Consider the following 14,855-nt stretch of genomic DNA (forward strand, 5'->3'; position numbering starts at 1 on the left):
CCCGGGCCGGGTGCGTGCGGTTAGCCGCCGCCAGTACTGGAGAAGGCCTCGAATGCCTCGGCGCCGGTCAAGCGGCGAGTGGCATTGGCGAAGTCGTAGTGTGCCGGTTGCTCGTCGACGAAGATCTGTAGCGCCATCTCCCAGGGCTCGCCGTTGTCGAGCAGCCCCACGGGGACCGCATAGTGGTCGCCCTCCTTGAGGCGATAGAACAGGTGCGTGCCGCAGTGGCGGCAGAAGCCGCGCTCGGCCCACTCCGACGAGGCGTAGACGCTGATGTTGTCCTCGCCGTGCAGGGTCATCGGGTTGCTGCTCTCGATGACCAGCAGCGGCCCGCCGCCCCAGGTCTGGCACATCCGGCAGTGGCAAGCGCTCACTTCATGGCTGTCCAGCTCGACGCTCAGGCTGACGGCGCCGCACAGGCAGGCGCCCTGACATTGATGGTTGGCTGGCATGCTAGGGTCCTCGTCGTAGGGGGCTGATTTCCATCGGGCGATGCAAGGTCACGGCCCAGCGGTGGCTGCTTGGTTGCAATCAGTGTAGTCGCCACAACGGCGCGGCCTGCTGTTGTAGCCATGACACGAAATGCGGAATGCGGGCGTCTTCTTCTCGGCTTTCGCGACTCATGACCACGTATTCGACACCGGTAGCCTGCATGCCACAGGGCGCGATCAGGCGGTTCTCCTGCAGGTCGTCATAGACCAGCGGAAGAGGGCCGATAGCGGTGCCTAATTGGTCGAGCGCGGCTTGCAAGGTGAAATAGAAGTGGTCGAAGTGTTGTTCGCCGGCGGGCTGGTACGCGGTGTTGCTGGCCCGGCACCACACTGCCCATGCCTGGGGGCGGGTTCGGCTATGCAACCAGCGAGCCTTGAACAAGTCCTGCTCCAATACGCCGTTCCAGCATTTAGGGTGGCATACCGGGCCGGCATATTCGGGACATAGCGTGGCGGTACGAAGGTCACCGGGTCGGGGGAAGTCCAGGCGTCGGATGGCCAGATCGCATTCGGCATCATGCAGATCGATCGGCCCGCCGGCAGTATGCAATTCCACCTTGAGCTCGGGTCGTTCACGACGTAACCGACCAAGTCGTGGCATCAGCCAGCGCATGGCCAGGGTGGGCTCGCAGGATAGACGCAACGCCGGAATGGCTTCGTCCTGTTCGTGCAACTTTTCGAGCGAGGCCTCCAGGGCAAGAAAGGCGGTGCCGGTGGCCCTGAATAGGTGTTGCCCCGCGGGTGTCAGGCTGACGCGTCGGGCATGGCGTTTGAACAGTTCGACACCCAGGCGATTCTCCAATTGGGCGATAGCACGGCTCACGGCACCATGCGTGACATGCAATTCCTCAGCGGCACGTGTGAAGTTGCCCAGACGCCCGGCCGCTTCAAAAGCGGGTAGTGAGGATAGCGGTGGCAGACGTCGTTTCATCGGTGAGTCCGGCTCACGGCTGCGGTGAAAAGGTTTCGATTTCTCTCGTGACGAACCGTACGCACAATTCTCTTCACTCGTCCCGTGGTGAGGAGATATCTTAATATGCAAGCGCTCTCAGTGGAACTCGTCGCGGTTGCCACGATCACCTTGCTGGCCGTCATCAGTCCCGGGCCGGATTTCGCATTCATCGTCAGGACCTGCCTAAAGCGAGGCCGGCATGCCGGTTGCTTGGCGGCGCTGGGCATCGGCATGGGCGTTTCCCTGCACATCGCTTACACCTTACTCGGCTTTGGCTTGTTGTTGGCACACCATGCCTGGCTGGTCGAGGTGATCCGCTACCTGGGCGCGATGTATCTGATCTGGTTGGGGATCACGGCGTGGTGGCCGAAACGTCATCAGCCGGTTTCGAATACCACCGAGCAACCCTCCGAGCCGGAAGGTGGAACTTGGCAACCGTTCTGGCAGGGCCTGTTGTGTAATGCCTTAAATCCCAAGGCGATGCTATTTATCGTCGCGCTGTTCAGCCAGGTGGTCTCGTCGACCACGGCATTCTCGATCCAGCTTGGCTATGGCGTGTTCATTGTCTTGGCTCACGTCTGCTGGTTCGCCTTGCTGGCGAGATTGCTGGCAACGCCGGTCTTCCAGCATCAGTTGCGCCACCTTGGGTACTATCTGGACAAGCTGGTGGGCGGCTGCCTGATGGCGCTGGGCATCCGCATGGCGACGAGTGGGTAGGCCTGAACCATGCCGACCACTGATCCGTCATGGACTTGAAGATTCAGGGGGGCATGGTTATCGGGCCTACGCCGCTTCACAGCGCGCGGCGGCGTTGTCTGTGTCGCTTCAGTATCGCCTCGGAGGCGTCCTCCTTCAGTGGCAGGGCAGTGGCCCACTCGATGTCGCCGCGGCAATGGCCCATGTCGTCGAGTATGGCATCGTCGTAGGCGAGCAGGGGCAGGAAGCGCTGCCTGAAGGCGCGACGGCGCTTGCGGTCGGCGAGTGCGCGGCGCACGCGTTTCTCGACAGCCTCGATCAGTCCCAGCGGCGGCATCGCCGGCAGGTAGAAGTCGGGAAATTGCCTGCGTTCGGGCCGTGGCTCATGAAGCCGGGGACGGTTGGCCTGGTTGAGGTCGTTCATGACGGCGTCTCCTCGCCTGCCGCCCGCACGGCGGGCGGCTGTTTCAGGGATCAGTCGATGAGGGTCGCGACCTCGGACTCAGCATGGCCCCCGCCTATGGATCAAACAAACGAAAAGAACTACAGTGAGGGTTAAGAAAATCTGAAAGGTAAGCTGTCATGACTACACAAGCCCCGGAGGATGCGATCTCTCACGCCGAGGCGGCGCGTGTTCCCTCGGCCCTGCCGCTGCTGGACAGCGACGTGCTGCGCACCTTCGTGGCCATCGCCGAGAGCGGCAGCTTCACCCGGGCGGCGCACAACGTCTTTCGTACCCCCTCGGCGCTGAGCATGCAGATCAAGCGTCTCGAGGAGACGCTCGGCCAGTCGCTGTTCGTGCGTGAGGCGCGGCGGGTGCGGCTGACCCCGCAGGGCGAGGTGTTGCTGGGCTACGGCCGTCGATTGCTGAGGCTCAACGAGGAGGCGGTCGCTCACTTCATCGCGCCGCCGCTGGAAGGCAGCGTGCGCTTCGGCTCGCCCGACGATGTCGGCTCGCGCATTCTGCCGCGGGTGCTGGCGCAGTTCGCGCGCTCGCACCCCGGCGTGCAGGTCGAGGTGGTGGTCGGTCGCAGCGTCGACCTGATCGAGCGGGTGGATGCCGGCGAGCTGGACCTGGCGCTGGTCACCGTCGGCAACCGGGGGCAGCTCGCCGAGCGCGGCGAGGTGGTGTTCAGCGAGCCGCTGGTCTGGGCGAGCCTGGCGGGCGGCGTGGCCATCGAGCGTACGCCGCTACCGCTGGCGCTGGCCAATCACGGTTGTGCCTGGCGCAGTCTGGCGCTCGACGCGCTGGACCGCAGCGGGCTCGATTATCGCGTCGCCTATACCAGCGAGAACTGCGCCGGACAGGAGGCCGCGTTGCTCGCGGACCTGGCGGTGGCGCCGCTGCCGCTGAGCCTCATGCGCCCGCCGCTGCGGGTCGTCGAGGCCGGCGCCGGTCTGCCGGCCATCGGCGAGTATCAGGTGGCGATGCTGCGCGGGGCCAGTACCGGGTCGGCCTGCGAGGTGCTGAGCGGGCACGTCGTCGATGCGCTGCAGGGCTTGCGGTAAAAGCGGCCGGGCTGCGCTGGGTCGCTAGGGCGTGTCGCGGAACCGTTCCGCTTCGCCGATCAGCCAGTCGATGAAACGCTGCACCGTGGGTGGCGCACTGCCGCTGGCGGGCAGGATCAGATCGTAGGTGAACGGCGAGTCGATCACGTGGCGGTCACCGAACGGCCGGACCAGCACCCCGCTGGCCAGCCGGTCGGTGACAACGGCGGGGTTGGCGAGCATCACGCCCCGCCCGGCGATCGCCTGGTCGAGGGCCAGGCCGGAAAGCGAGTAGCGGCGCTGTATCGCCACGTCCACGCCGCCCAGGCCGGCGGCATCGAACCATTCCCGCCAGCCGGGAAAATCGATGCTCTGGGGCGATTGCCAGACCACCTCGAGCAGCGGATGCGCGAGCAGGTCGGCGGGCGTCTCGATGGGCGAGCGTTCCAGCAGGGCAGGGGCGCAGACCGGGAACAGCTCGTCCTCGAACAGCCGCAGGCTCCTCACGCCGGGCCAGGGGCCGCGGCCGTAGCGAATGGCGAGCCGCGCGCCGTCGCCGTGCCAGTTCGGTGCGGTCAGGGCCTGTTCCGCGTCCAGCGAGAGCTCGATCTGCGCTTCGCGGGCCTCGAAGTCCGCCAGGCGGGGCAGCAGCCAGAGCTGGGTGAACGAGGGCGGTGCACTGAGAGTCAGCGTGTCGGCCGTGCGCGCCCTTTCGCTTGCCTGCCTGACGCCGGCGGCGATCCGCTCGAGCCCCGCTTCGACCTCGTCGGCCAGCCGGCGCCCGGTCTGGTTGAGATGAACACCGTTGGGATGGCGCTCGAACAGCGCCATGCCGAGCCTATCCTCGAGCTGCTTGACCTGCCGGCTGACCGCACCGGGCGTCACGCTGAGGCGTTCCGCCGCGCTCTTGAAGCTGTCTTCGCGTGCCGCTGCCACGAAGGCGCGCAGTGCGTTGAGGGGCAGCCGTTCGATCTGCATGACGTGAGTTTTCCTGAGCCTAGAGGGGCAGATTAATCGTTTGGCCGAGGTCGGGGCAAATGCTGCACTGAGCGCCCAACCGCACCAGGAGCCAGCCATGAAATCGCCCCGCTCGAACTCGCTGCCTGTCGCCTCGGCATGCCCGGCACTGCGCCGCCCCGTGGACGGCCATGCCGGTGTGTTGATGATCCTGTTCTGTCTGGCACTGGGCGCCCAGCAGGTCGCGATCAAGGCGGTGGCTAGTGATATCGCGCCGTTGGCGCAGGTGGCGTTGCGCTCGCTGGCGGCGGCCATGCTGGTGCTGGCCATCGCCCGTTGGCGCGGTATGAGGTTGACCGATTTGCGCGCCGACCTGGGCCCGGGGCTGCTGGTGGGGCTGGGCTTTACCGCCGAATTCGTCTTCGTGGCCTGGGGGTTGCACTACACGCTGGCTTCGCACATGTCGGTCTTTCTGTATACCGCGCCGGTGTTCGCCGCCCTGGGTTTGCATCTGTGGGTGCCGGGAGAGCGGTTGGCGCGGCGTCAGTGGTGGGGTATCGCCCTGGCGTTCGCCGGCATGCTGATCGCCATGGCGCCGGCCACTCATCGCGTGGCGGCCGGCGCCGTGATGCTGGGCGACGCGCTGGGTCTGCTGGCCGGGCTTTCCTGGGCCGCCACCACGCTGGTATTGCGTCGCTCGTCGCTTTCCGAAGCGCCGCCGGTAAAGACGTTGTGCTACCAGCTCATCGTCGCCGCGGGGATACTGATGCCCGTGGTGGTGGCATCGGGCGACCTCGAGAGGATCGCCGTGACCGGCCCGGTCGTCGCGAGCATGGCGTTTCAGACGCTGGTGATCTCGTGCGGCGCGCTGTTGCTGTGGTTCGCGCTGCTGCGTCGCTACCTGGCCTCGCAACTCGGCGTGTTCTCGTTCCTGTCGCCGGTGTTCGGGGTGCTGTTCGGCGCATTGCTGCTCGGCGAGCCGCTGACGTTGAACTTCATCATTGGCGGTCTCGCCATCCTGTCGGGAATCGTTCTGGTCAGCCGCTGAGGGAGAACGAGGCGCCTGGCGAAGGATAAGCTCGGCGGGAGGAGAGGGCGACGAGGCCCTCTCCCGAGTGGCTCGTTCAGTGTTTAGTGGTGGAATTGTAAATAGTCTCGTCCAGTTCCCCTTCGCTCTTGCCCACCAGCGTCGTGACCATCAAGTCGCCCGCGACGTTTACGCAGGTACGGGCCATGTCGAGTATGCGGTCGATGCCGGCTATGACGGCGATGGCTTCCAATGGCAGGCCAATCTGGCTCATGACGATGGACAGCATGATCAGTCCCGCGCCCGGCACGCCGGCGGTGCCGATGGAGGCCAGGGTGCCCGTGACGATGATCATGCCGTAATCGGCCAGCGACAGGTCGACACCGACAAATTGGGCGATGAAAACAGCTACCACGCCCTGGTAAATGGCCGTGCCGTCCATGTTGATCGTCGCACCGACCGGCAGCACGAACCCCGAAACGCCATTGGAAACCCCCAGGTTTTGCTGCGCACAGCGAATGGAGACAGGCAGTGTTCCAGACGACGAAGCCGATGAGTAGGCGACTACGAGTGCATCGATGATGCCTTGCAAATAACGGAGTGGATTGAGGCGGCCCAGCAAGGCTAGCAAGCCGGAGTAGACGAAAAGCACATGGACAATGCTGGCCAAGTAGGCGACCCCGATAACCTTGGCGAGTGGTAACAGGACTTCAAGGCCATAATTGCCCGCTACATAGGCTATGAGCGCGAAGACCCCGAAAGGCGCAAAAGCCATGACTATGTTCGTCAGCTTGTACATCGCTTCTGCGAAGCTTTCGAAGAGTTTAATGACCGGTTCACCCTTTTCGCCGATCAGGGTTAGCGATATGCCAAGCCCAATAGCGAAAACAATGATCTGCAAGATGTTGCCGCTGGCCAGCGAGTCGATAGGATTGCTGGGGACAAGATTGACCAGGGTCTCGGTAAGGCTCGGGCCCTGTTTTGACTCACTCCCCGCCTCGAAACTCATCTCAAGGCCCACGCCGGGTTCAAATAGCCATGAGGCAAATAGCCCTATGGTGATAGCGAAGGCCGTGGTCACGAGATAGAGTGCTATGGTCCTGAGCCCAATGCGTCCCATCTTCTGGGGATCGCGCATGGAAGTGATGCCGACGATCAGCGTCGAAAACACCAAGGGTACGATCAGCATCTTGATCGCATTGATGAAAATGTCACCCACGGGTTTAAGAATGCTAGCTTCCTTGCCAAAGAGTGCACCAGTGAGGGCGCCAAGGATCAAGCCAGCCAGGATCTTTTGCCATAGAGGAAAACGGCGCCATAAATCGAGCATAAAGCCTCCTTCTGTTATTAACCGTCCTGAAAGGGTGCCGAGTATAAGTGAGGGGACTGGCTGTAATTAAACCTTTTCACAAGGAATAACCAAACTGACTATCCCATGCAAAAAAGGCATGAATAGACTTGCTGAATGGGGTTGCCGGCATAAAGTCAGCTATCGACGGCCTCGATCAGCGCGTCGATCACGTCCTTGACCCGATCGAGGTAGTCGCTGCCGTTGGAGGGCGGCGTGGGGTCGGCGGTCATCACGATGGTCATGGCGCGCTCGGGCACCACGAACAGCAGTTGCCCGCCATAGCCCCACCCGTAGTAGACCGGCACGTCGGCCAGGCGAGTGATGAACCAGCCGTAGCCGTAGTCGTCCTGGTTGAAGTGCGAGCGGGTGCGGGGCTGCCAGGAGCGCTCGATCCACTCGGCGGGCAGCACGCGCTCGCCGGTGTACTCCCCACCCTGACGATAGAGTTCGCCGACACGCAGCAGCGCCCGGGGCGTCAGGCCCATCTCGTTGCCGCCGAAGTAGATGCCCTGCGGGTCGCGGGTCCAGGGTGGAATGGCGATGTCCAGCGGCTCGCCCAGCCAGTCGCGCATCAGCGCCAGGGTGCTGCGCCCGCTGGCCTCGGTCAGCGCGGCGGAAAGCAGGTGGCTGTTGCCGGTGGAGTACAGCATGCGCCCGCCGGGTTCGGCGACGAAGGGGCGGGTGAGGGCGTCGCGTACCCAGTTGTCGCTGGCCACCCAGCCGCCGTAGTTGGCGCCGGAGGTGCGCTCCAGCCCGGCCTGCATCGACAGCAGGTTGCCGACGCTGATGGTCTCGACGCGCGGGTCGATGTCGGCCGGCACGCGGCCGTCCAGCAGTTCGACCACCGGCTGGTCGACGTCTTGCACCACGCCGCGCTCGATGGCGACACCGACGAGCGCCGAGATCAGCGTCTTCGACAACGACTTGATGTTCGCCGTCTCGTCGGGGGCATGCCCGCGCCAGCCGCGCTCGACGAGGGTCTCGCCATCGACGGCCACCAGCAGGGTATGGGTGCGTGGCAGCTCGCCTGCACGGGTCGCGGCGGCATCCAGCGCATTCCGGTCGATTGCCGCCGTGGCGGGCGGTATCAGCGCGGCCAGTGTCGTGAACAGCGCCGTCAGTGTGGCGCGGCGCAGCGCGAGTCGGGCTTGCGGATTGAACATGGCGATTCCGTGGATGGCGGACGAACTCACAGTGTGGTCGAGGCCGGCGCTAGGCCCAAGCTCGCGGCCAGCTCAAAATCCAGAACTCAGACCTGGCGCCGGGTGACCAGGGCGACGCCCAGTGCGGCTACCGCCATGCCCACCCAGGCGAGCGGTGGCATCGGCTCGTCGATCATCAGCCATGCCAGCAGCGCGGCGCTGGGTGGCACCAGGTAGAACAGCGCCGAGATCCGTGATGCTTCGCCGTGACGGATCATGGTCAGCAACAGTGTGATCGCGATCAGCGAGTTGCCGATCACCAGATAGCCGAGCGCCGCAAGCATCGGCGCGGCCCAGGTGATGTCCAGAGTGCCGAAGGCGAGCGCCAGGGGCAGGGTGCTGGCCAGCCCGGCGGCGTACTGGATGGTATTGGCGGCGACCGGATGATGGCGGCCACCGAAGCGCTTTTCATAGAGCGTCGCCGCGCTCATGCCCAGCAGCGCGCCCGCCGCACAGAGAATGCCGGCCACCGAGGTGGCCTCGACGGCCGCCCGGCCGAGGATCACGATCATCGCCCCGGCGAGTCCCAGCGCGAGCCCCAGCCAGTGCCGACGACCGATCGATTCGCCGACCAGCGAGGGAGCGCCCAGCGCCACCAGGATCGGCTGCAGCGAGACGATCAATGCCACGATGCCCGCCGAGGCTCCTACGGCGAAGGCGGAATAGCATAGGCCGAAATACACCGTCTGGATCAGTACCCCGACGACGCCGAGATGCAGCCACTCGCGGCCACGACGCGGAAAGGCCGGACGCAGCCAGATGAGCAGTGGCGCCAGCACCACCAGGACCAGCGAGTAGCGCAGCACCAGGAACAGCATGGGATCGACGTAGGCGGTGCCGATCTTGGCCACCGGGAAGCCCAGCGACCACAGCAGCAGGAACAGCGCCGGCGCGATGCCCAACCAGCGTGGGGCGGTCCCGGCGTGGCCGGTGTCGGTCGCTGCGGTATCGCCGGGGGGCTCGACCGGTTCGGCGTCGCGGCGGGTAAAGCTGGACATGATGTTTCCTGCATGGCGGGACATACGACAACGCTATAGCGCGGCCAGTACCAAGTCATGTTACTTGTTCAGCGAACAGGTATCAGATTTACTGAAGTCATGAACCCTGCTCAGCTTCGCGTCCTCATCGCCGTGGCGGATACCGGTAGCCTCAGTCGTGCCGCCGACGCTGTGGGCATCACCCAGTCGGGCGCCAGCCAGGCGCTGGCCGCGCTCGAAGACCGGCTCGATGTGCGCCTTGCCGTACGCGGCCGGCGCGGTATGGCGCTGACCCAGGCCGGCATGACCATCGTCGAACGCGCGCGGTGCATTCAGCAGGAGTGGATGGCAATCACGAAAATTGCCGAAGAGGCACGCTCCATCGAACGTGGCCGGTTGCGTCTGGCGAGTTTTCCTTCGGTATTCGCCACGCTTCTGCCGGGCCTGCTGCGACGCTTTTCCACGGCGCACCCGGGCATTCAGGTCATCGCCCTGGAGGCCACCGACGAGGAGGTGACGGCTTGGCTCGAGGCCGGCACCGTCGATGTCGGCGTAGTAGCCAGCGGAGCTACGGGGGGCGTGCCGCTCTATCGCGATCGCTGGGTCGCGGTGACGCCGGCAGGACATCCCTTGTCACGTCGATGCAGCGGGCGCGTGGCGTTGAGCGAGGTGGTCACCGAGCCGTTTGTGCTGGCGACAGGCGGTTGCCGGACTCATGCGCGCAGCCTGGCTCGGCAGCAGGGGCTGGCACTGATGGATGTGCGTGTTGAGGTGCGCGATTGGGCGAGCGCCTTTGCCCTGGTGCGCGAGGGGTTGGGTATCGCGCTGGTCCCGGAGCTGCACTTGCCTACCCCGGGGGAAGCAAGGCGCGGGCTGCGTGTCCTGGAACTGTCGCCGGTGATTCCCCGTGAGCTGGCGCTGGCCGTGTCACCGCACAGTGCCGGTTCGCCACTGGTAAGCGCCTTCGTCGATCTGGCAGCCGAATCCGACTAGCCGTTCGTGCCGTCGGGCGCCGGGAGGCAGCCATCGCCGGCACCCAGCGAGCGCTGCATCAGTACGGTGTCCAGCCAGCGGTCGAACTTGAATCCGACCGAGCGGAAGGTGCCTGCATGCTCGAAGCCATGGCGACGATGCAGGGCGATCGAGCCGCTGTTGGCACTGTCGCCGATGACCGCAAGCATCTGGCGCCACGGTCCTTTTTCACACGCTTCGATCAGTGCGGCGAGCAGGCCGCTGCCGATGCCCTGGCCGTGTTTGCCTGCCGCGACGTAGACCGAATTTTCCACGCTGTATCGATAGGCGGGCCGGGGCCGGTAGGGAGTTGCGTAGCAGAAGCCGAGGATGTCGTCGTCCCGTTCGGCGAGCAGGTAGGGCAGGCCCTGGCCGACGATCGCCGAATGGCGGGCACGCATCTCGTCCAGCGTCGGTGGCGTCAGCTCGAACGAGGCGGTGCCATGGCGTACATGGTCGGCGTAGAGGGCTTGGATGGCGGGCAGATCGGCGTCCTGGACGCTACGGATGCACGGTGAGGGATGGGGGCGGGACATGAGACCTCCGGTCGTGTGTGAACGTCGTCATTAATTATCGCGGCGTGGACGGAGCACGATCACCGACGGTTCCTTCGCCGAGACCAAGGAGCCACTGGTCGGCTTCTACCTGATCGAGGCCCACGATCTCAACGAGGCGCTGCAGGTAGCCGCCGAAATACCCGCCGCGCGGGTCGGCAGCGTCGAGGTGCACCGGTCCGCGAACGCGCGGTGGCTCCGGTCACATCGAACAGTGCGGTGGCACAGCGCATCGTGCCCGCCAAGGCCAGGCGCGGCTGTTCATCGAGCGGCGCCTGATGGAACTGGGCGCCGCCGGCGAAGACGGCTAGCAACGCTCCGGTCAGTCTCGCCCGGCCACTGCCTCGATCAGCCGCTTGCGTTCGTGCTCCTCGTAGAAGCTGGGATCGTCGAACAGGTCGTGCTGGTGATCCTCGAAGATCATTGCCAGCGCCTCCTGACTGGTCTGCACCATGGGTTCGAAATGGGCCGTCTCGCCGGAGACCATGCTCGACACGTGGCGGCGACGGTAGATCGCATAGAGGGCCAGCAGTGCCAGCACGCCGGCGATGTAGAAGGGCAGCGCCTGGGTACCGAAGACGTTCATGGCGACCCCGGCGAGGATGGGTGCCACGGCGCTGCCGGCGCCTTGCAGAACCAGCATGTCGGCGGAGCCGGATACCACCTCTTCGGGGTGCAGCTGGTCGATCAGCTGGGCGACGGCGATCGGGTAGAGCGAGAACGACAGCCCGCCCCAGACGAAGTACAGCGCGAACAGTGCCGACTGGCCGGGCGCTAGCGGCATCAGCGCGGCGACGCCCGCGGCGAGGAGCGCCACCCAGGTCAGCACCCGCGGGCGGTCGTGCTTGTCCGAGAAGCGCCCGATGGGTATCTGCAGCAACGCGCCGCCGAGAATGGCGATACTCATCACCAGGCCGATGTCGCCGTTGTCGAAACCGAGCTGCTTGGCGTAGACCGGCGTCATCGCCCAGAAGGCGCCCATCGCCAACCCCGACAGCGCCGAGGCGGCGACCGCCAGCGGCGCGAAGCCGAGCAGGGCCTTCAAGCTGCTCTTGGGGCGGTCGGAGATCGCCGGCTGGCTGCGCCGGGTCATGGTGATCGGCAGCAGCGCCCAGCTGATCAGGATCGAGGTCAGGGCGAAAAGCAGGAAGCCTTCGGGGGTGTCGAGGCGCAGGATCTGCTGGGCAATGGCGATCGCGCCGAGATTGACCACCATGTACATGGCGAAGATGCGGCCGCGCTCGTGAGCGGCGGCCTGGCTGTTGAGCCAGCTCTCGATCACCGTCACCAGGGTCACGAACGCCAGTCCGTAGAAGAAGCGCAGGACCAGCCATACCCAGGGATTGACGAAGATCAGATGAAGCAGCGCGCCGGAGGCGCAGATTGCCGCACAGAAGGCGAAGGCGCGGATATGACCGGCGCGGCGGATCAGCCGTGGGCTGAACCAGGTGCCGCAGATGAAGCCCACGAAGTAGCCGGACATGATGATGCCGACCAGCGTGGTCGAGAACCCTTCGCTGGTGCCGCGCAGGGTCAGCAGGGTATTGATCAGTCCATTGCCGAGCAGCAGCAACGCGACGCTGCCGAGCAGGGCCCGGATCGGGCGCAGCAGTGACCGCATGCGAGTTTCCTTGCGCCGCCGTGTATTCCTGTTTTGCAGTTACCGTGCCAGCCAATGCAAATGAGCTGAAACCGCCTGGGATTGAAGCGGTTGGCTCACCTTGCCAGGCACGAGGTTTATCTGGGTCGGGTGCATGGCGCCTTGCCGATGCGCCGGACCGGGGCATGGCGAGCCGGCGCATCGGCCGGCTCGCCTCCTGGCGGGCGTGTCTTCCTCAGAGCTTGCCGAGCACCGTTTCGGCACTGCTCTGGTCGACGCCCTTGGCATCCACGCCGAGATATTCGATCACGCCGTCGTTGACGATCATCGCGAAGCGCTTGCTGCGAGTGCCCATGCCGCCGCCGCTTGCGTCCATGTCGAGGCCCAGTGCACGGGCGAAATCGGCGTTGCCGTCGGCGAGCATGGTAAAGGCCTGGGCGTTCTGGCTCTTCTGCCAGGCATCCATGACGAAGGCGTCGTTGACCGCCATGCAGGCGATGGTATCGACGCCCCTGGCCAGGATCTCGTCGGCCTTGACGACGAAACCGGGCATGTGGGTATTGGAGCAGCCCGGGGTGAAGGCGCCGGGAACGGCGAACAGCACCACGCGCTTGCCGGCGAACAGTTCACCGGTGGAGATGTCTTCGGGGCCTTCGGCACCATTGGTCTTGATGGTGACGTCGGGAATCTTGTCGCCTGTGGAGATGGTCATGTCCGGGTCCTTTCTTGACGAAGTGAGGGTCCATTACGATGCATAGGAAGCAAGTGGGGCAAGGGGGAAGCGACATCGCTCACCGCGTTATTCAATGCCTCCAGTGTCCGTTCAGCATCACTGCACATGGTAAGTGATAAACTGACGGCCGGGTCGGGAAATCGCAAGGGGTCCAGAGGGCTGCATGGCCAAGCGCAAGGGAGAAATTCGTCAGCGCAATGTCGAGAACATTCTGCTGGCGGCGGAACGGGTGTTCGCCGAAAAAGGGTATGCCGGTGCGTCGATGGGCGAGATCGCCCAATTGGCCGAGATCCCCAAGTCCAACGTGCATTACTACTTCTCGACCAAGGAGGAGCTGTACCGCGAGGTACTGCTGGCGCTGCTCGAGGTCTGGAAGCAGGATGCGCTGTGCTTCGAACTCTACGACGACCCGCGGGTGGTGCTGTCGACCTACATCCGCGCCAAGATGAATCACTCGCGCAACCGTGCGGCGGGCTCCAAGGTATGGGCGGCCGAGGTGATGCAGGGCGGGGCGGTGCTCGGTGCGAGCCTGCGCGACAACCTGTACCAGTGGGCCAAGCTCAAGGAAGCCAAGATTCGCGAGTGGATCGACGACGGCCGAATCCTGCCGGTCGAGCCCTCCTACCTGCTGTACATGATCTGGTCGTCGACCCAGCATTACGCCGACTTCGACTACCAGATCGCCCTGCTCAACGACGATGCACCGCTCGACGAGCTGCAGTTCGAGCGAGCGGTGCAGACGGTGACCAGCATCGTGCTGCGCGGGATCGGCCTGTCGCCGTGACAGGCCGTGGGGTCGTATCCGGATGGAATGCCTCAGAGCGCGTCGACGACTTCGTCGATCTGCAGGCTCAGGCTCTGCAGGCCACCGCCTGAGAGATACCACAGTTTCGGGGTGAGTCGTTCGACACGCGGTGTCGGCAGGCCCTCGGTGGCCAGCGACCGGCGCAATGCCTCGATGTCCCCGGCCTCGTTGCCGATGGCCGCGCTGCGATCGACGACCAGCACCACATCCGGGCCGATTTCGACCATCGCCTCGGGCGACAGCGGCGTGAATGTGCGGCTGCCGCGGGTTTCGGTGGGCACACTGGCGGGGATCTGCGGCTCGTCCAGCCCCAGCACGTCGTAGACGATCGGATTGTCGTTGAGCATGTAGTGGCCATCGTTGTGGGTCACGGTCAGCACGGCCGGTTGCCCGTCGATCTTCTGGCGCGCGTCATTGATCTTCTGGTGCAGCGATTGCAGCGCCGATTCTGCTTGCGGCACGACGTCGAAGTGCCTGGCCAGGTTGATGACCCGGGTGTCGAAGGCCTTCAGGTAGTCGTCACCCGCGATCCCCACATCCGTTACCGGTGCGATGGCCTCGAGCGCCTCGCGTTGGCCGCCCTGGCGTCCGGTGATCAGGATCAGCGAGGGTGACGCCTGGCGGATGGCCTCCAGGTCGGGGGATTTCAGGCCGCCGACATCGACATGGGCGTCGTCCGCGTACTGGCTCAGGTACGCCGGCAGCCCCTGCTTGGGAACGCCAATGACATGCTCGCCGAGATTCAATGCGTCGAGCGTGTCCAGGCTGCCGTAATCGAAGGTGACCATCCGCGCGCCGTCGCGCGTGTCGGCCAGGACGGCGCCGCTCAACATCAGGAGTGTGGCGGCAAGGAGTGCAACGGATCTCATGAGGCTTTCTCCGGGTCATTTGAGAAAACCTATTAGATAACAGTCTTTCTTGTTGTCACAGGCGGAATGTCACCCGGCGTGCAACATGGCGTTGCGTAAGCCGCGATGGCTGCAAATGCAGACATCGCCCCGGGTGGGGCGA

At 64.9% G+C, this 14,855-nt stretch carries 16 protein-coding genes and 1 pseudogene; 6 read left to right on the forward strand and 11 right to left on the reverse strand.

The genetic code is table 11. The features are described 5' to 3' along the window. Window positions 1–20: 20 nt before the first annotated feature. Window positions 21–452: a GFA family protein gene (locus tag HR9077_RS21625; RefSeq protein ID WP_136069364.1), complete on the reverse strand. Its 432-nt coding sequence runs from the start codon at window positions 450–452 to the stop codon at window positions 21–23. 79 nt (window positions 453–531) lie between these two features. Continuing rightward, on the reverse strand, window positions 532–1,422 hold the full coding sequence (locus HR9077_RS21630) for a LysR substrate-binding domain-containing protein (protein WP_136069365.1): 891 nt from the start codon (window positions 1,420–1,422) through the stop codon (window positions 532–534). Window positions 1,423–1,527: 105 nt separating this feature from the next. On the opposite strand from HR9077_RS21630, the gene HR9077_RS21635 reads away from it, so the two are divergent. After that, on the forward strand, window positions 1,528–2,160 hold the full coding sequence (locus HR9077_RS21635) for a LysE family translocator (RefSeq protein ID WP_136069366.1): 633 nt from the start codon (window positions 1,528–1,530) through the stop codon (window positions 2,158–2,160). Window positions 2,161–2,236: 76 nt separating this feature from the next. Here the strand turns inward: HR9077_RS21635 and HR9077_RS21640 are convergent, their stop codons facing one another. Further along, the gene (locus HR9077_RS21640; protein ID WP_136069367.1) at window positions 2,237–2,563 is read right to left on the reverse strand and encodes a hypothetical protein; all 327 of its coding nucleotides are present in this window, start codon (window positions 2,561–2,563) and stop codon (window positions 2,237–2,239) included. Window positions 2,564–2,721: 158 nt separating this feature from the next. Here HR9077_RS21640 and HR9077_RS21645 point away from each other — a divergent pair, with 158 nt between their 5' ends. Further along, on the forward strand, window positions 2,722–3,648 hold the full coding sequence (locus HR9077_RS21645) for a LysR substrate-binding domain-containing protein (RefSeq protein WP_136069368.1): 927 nt from the start codon (window positions 2,722–2,724) through the stop codon (window positions 3,646–3,648). A 24-nt stretch (window positions 3,649–3,672) separates the two neighbouring features. On the opposite strand, the gene HR9077_RS21650 is transcribed toward HR9077_RS21645, so the two are convergent. Continuing rightward, window positions 3,673–4,605 carry a LysR substrate-binding domain-containing protein gene (locus HR9077_RS21650; protein WP_136069369.1) on the reverse strand — a complete coding sequence of 311 codons (933 nt, stop codon included), beginning with the start codon at window positions 4,603–4,605 and terminating at the stop codon, window positions 3,673–3,675. Between the two features lie 97 nt (window positions 4,606–4,702). On the opposite strand from HR9077_RS21650, the gene HR9077_RS21655 reads away from it, so the two are divergent. Continuing rightward, window positions 4,703–5,632: a DMT family transporter gene (locus HR9077_RS21655; protein ID WP_136069370.1), complete on the forward strand. Its 930-nt coding sequence runs from the start codon at window positions 4,703–4,705 to the stop codon at window positions 5,630–5,632. A 76-nt stretch (window positions 5,633–5,708) separates the two neighbouring features. Here the strand turns inward: HR9077_RS21655 and HR9077_RS21660 are convergent, their stop codons facing one another. The 3 genes from HR9077_RS21660 to HR9077_RS21670 form a co-directional block, all read right to left on the reverse strand. Beyond that, window positions 5,709–6,941 (reverse strand): dicarboxylate/amino acid:cation symporter, encoded by a 1,233-nt coding sequence (locus HR9077_RS21660; protein ID WP_136069371.1) that lies wholly within the window; start codon window positions 6,939–6,941, stop codon window positions 5,709–5,711. Window positions 6,942–7,096: 155 nt separating this feature from the next. Further along, the gene (locus HR9077_RS21665; protein WP_136069372.1) at window positions 7,097–8,125 is read right to left on the reverse strand and encodes a serine hydrolase domain-containing protein; all 1,029 of its coding nucleotides are present in this window, start codon (window positions 8,123–8,125) and stop codon (window positions 7,097–7,099) included. A gap of 86 nt (window positions 8,126–8,211) precedes the next feature. Further along, window positions 8,212–9,162, reverse strand: a complete 951-nt coding sequence (locus HR9077_RS21670) for a DMT family transporter (protein ID WP_136069373.1) — start codon at window positions 9,160–9,162, stop codon at window positions 8,212–8,214. 99 nt (window positions 9,163–9,261) lie between these two features. Here HR9077_RS21670 and HR9077_RS21675 point away from each other — a divergent pair, with 99 nt between their 5' ends. Continuing rightward, complete coding sequence (locus tag HR9077_RS21675) at window positions 9,262–10,134, forward strand: LysR family transcriptional regulator (RefSeq protein WP_136069374.1); 873 nt, start codon at window positions 9,262–9,264, stop codon at window positions 10,132–10,134. Here HR9077_RS21675 and HR9077_RS21680 read toward each other — a convergent pair. Continuing rightward, on the reverse strand, window positions 10,131–10,688 hold the full coding sequence (locus HR9077_RS21680; protein ID WP_136069375.1) for a GNAT family N-acetyltransferase: 558 nt from the start codon (window positions 10,686–10,688) through the stop codon (window positions 10,131–10,133). The genes HR9077_RS21675 and HR9077_RS21680 overlap by 4 nt on opposite strands. 55 nt (window positions 10,689–10,743) lie before the next feature. On the opposite strand from HR9077_RS21680, the pseudogene HR9077_RS22545 reads away from it, so the two are divergent. Further along, window positions 10,744–10,985: pseudogene (locus HR9077_RS22545) on the forward strand (YciI family protein); the annotation flags it as partial. A gap of 43 nt (window positions 10,986–11,028) precedes the next feature. Here HR9077_RS22545 and HR9077_RS21690 read toward each other — a convergent pair. Both HR9077_RS21690 and HR9077_RS21695 read right to left on the reverse strand, forming a co-directional pair. Continuing rightward, window positions 11,029–12,366: an MFS transporter gene (locus HR9077_RS21690; RefSeq protein WP_348532943.1), complete on the reverse strand. Its 1,338-nt coding sequence runs from the start codon at window positions 12,364–12,366 to the stop codon at window positions 11,029–11,031. A gap of 175 nt (window positions 12,367–12,541) precedes the next feature. Beyond that, on the reverse strand, window positions 12,542–13,018 hold the full coding sequence (locus HR9077_RS21695) for a peroxiredoxin (protein ID WP_136069376.1): 477 nt from the start codon (window positions 13,016–13,018) through the stop codon (window positions 12,542–12,544). A gap of 184 nt (window positions 13,019–13,202) precedes the next feature. Here HR9077_RS21695 and HR9077_RS21700 point away from each other — a divergent pair, with 184 nt between their 5' ends. Beyond that, window positions 13,203–13,823, forward strand: a complete 621-nt coding sequence (locus tag HR9077_RS21700) for a TetR/AcrR family transcriptional regulator (RefSeq protein WP_136069377.1) — start codon at window positions 13,203–13,205, stop codon at window positions 13,821–13,823. Window positions 13,824–13,855: 32 nt separating this feature from the next. On the opposite strand, the gene HR9077_RS21705 is transcribed toward HR9077_RS21700, so the two are convergent. Beyond that, window positions 13,856–14,713 (reverse strand): ABC transporter substrate-binding protein, encoded by an 858-nt coding sequence (locus HR9077_RS21705; protein WP_136069378.1) that lies wholly within the window; start codon window positions 14,711–14,713, stop codon window positions 13,856–13,858. Between the last annotated feature and the right edge of the window lie 142 nt (window positions 14,714–14,855).

Source organism: Modicisalibacter radicis (genome assembly GCF_900961225.1).
Lineage (GTDB): Bacteria > Pseudomonadota > Gammaproteobacteria > Pseudomonadales > Halomonadaceae > Modicisalibacter.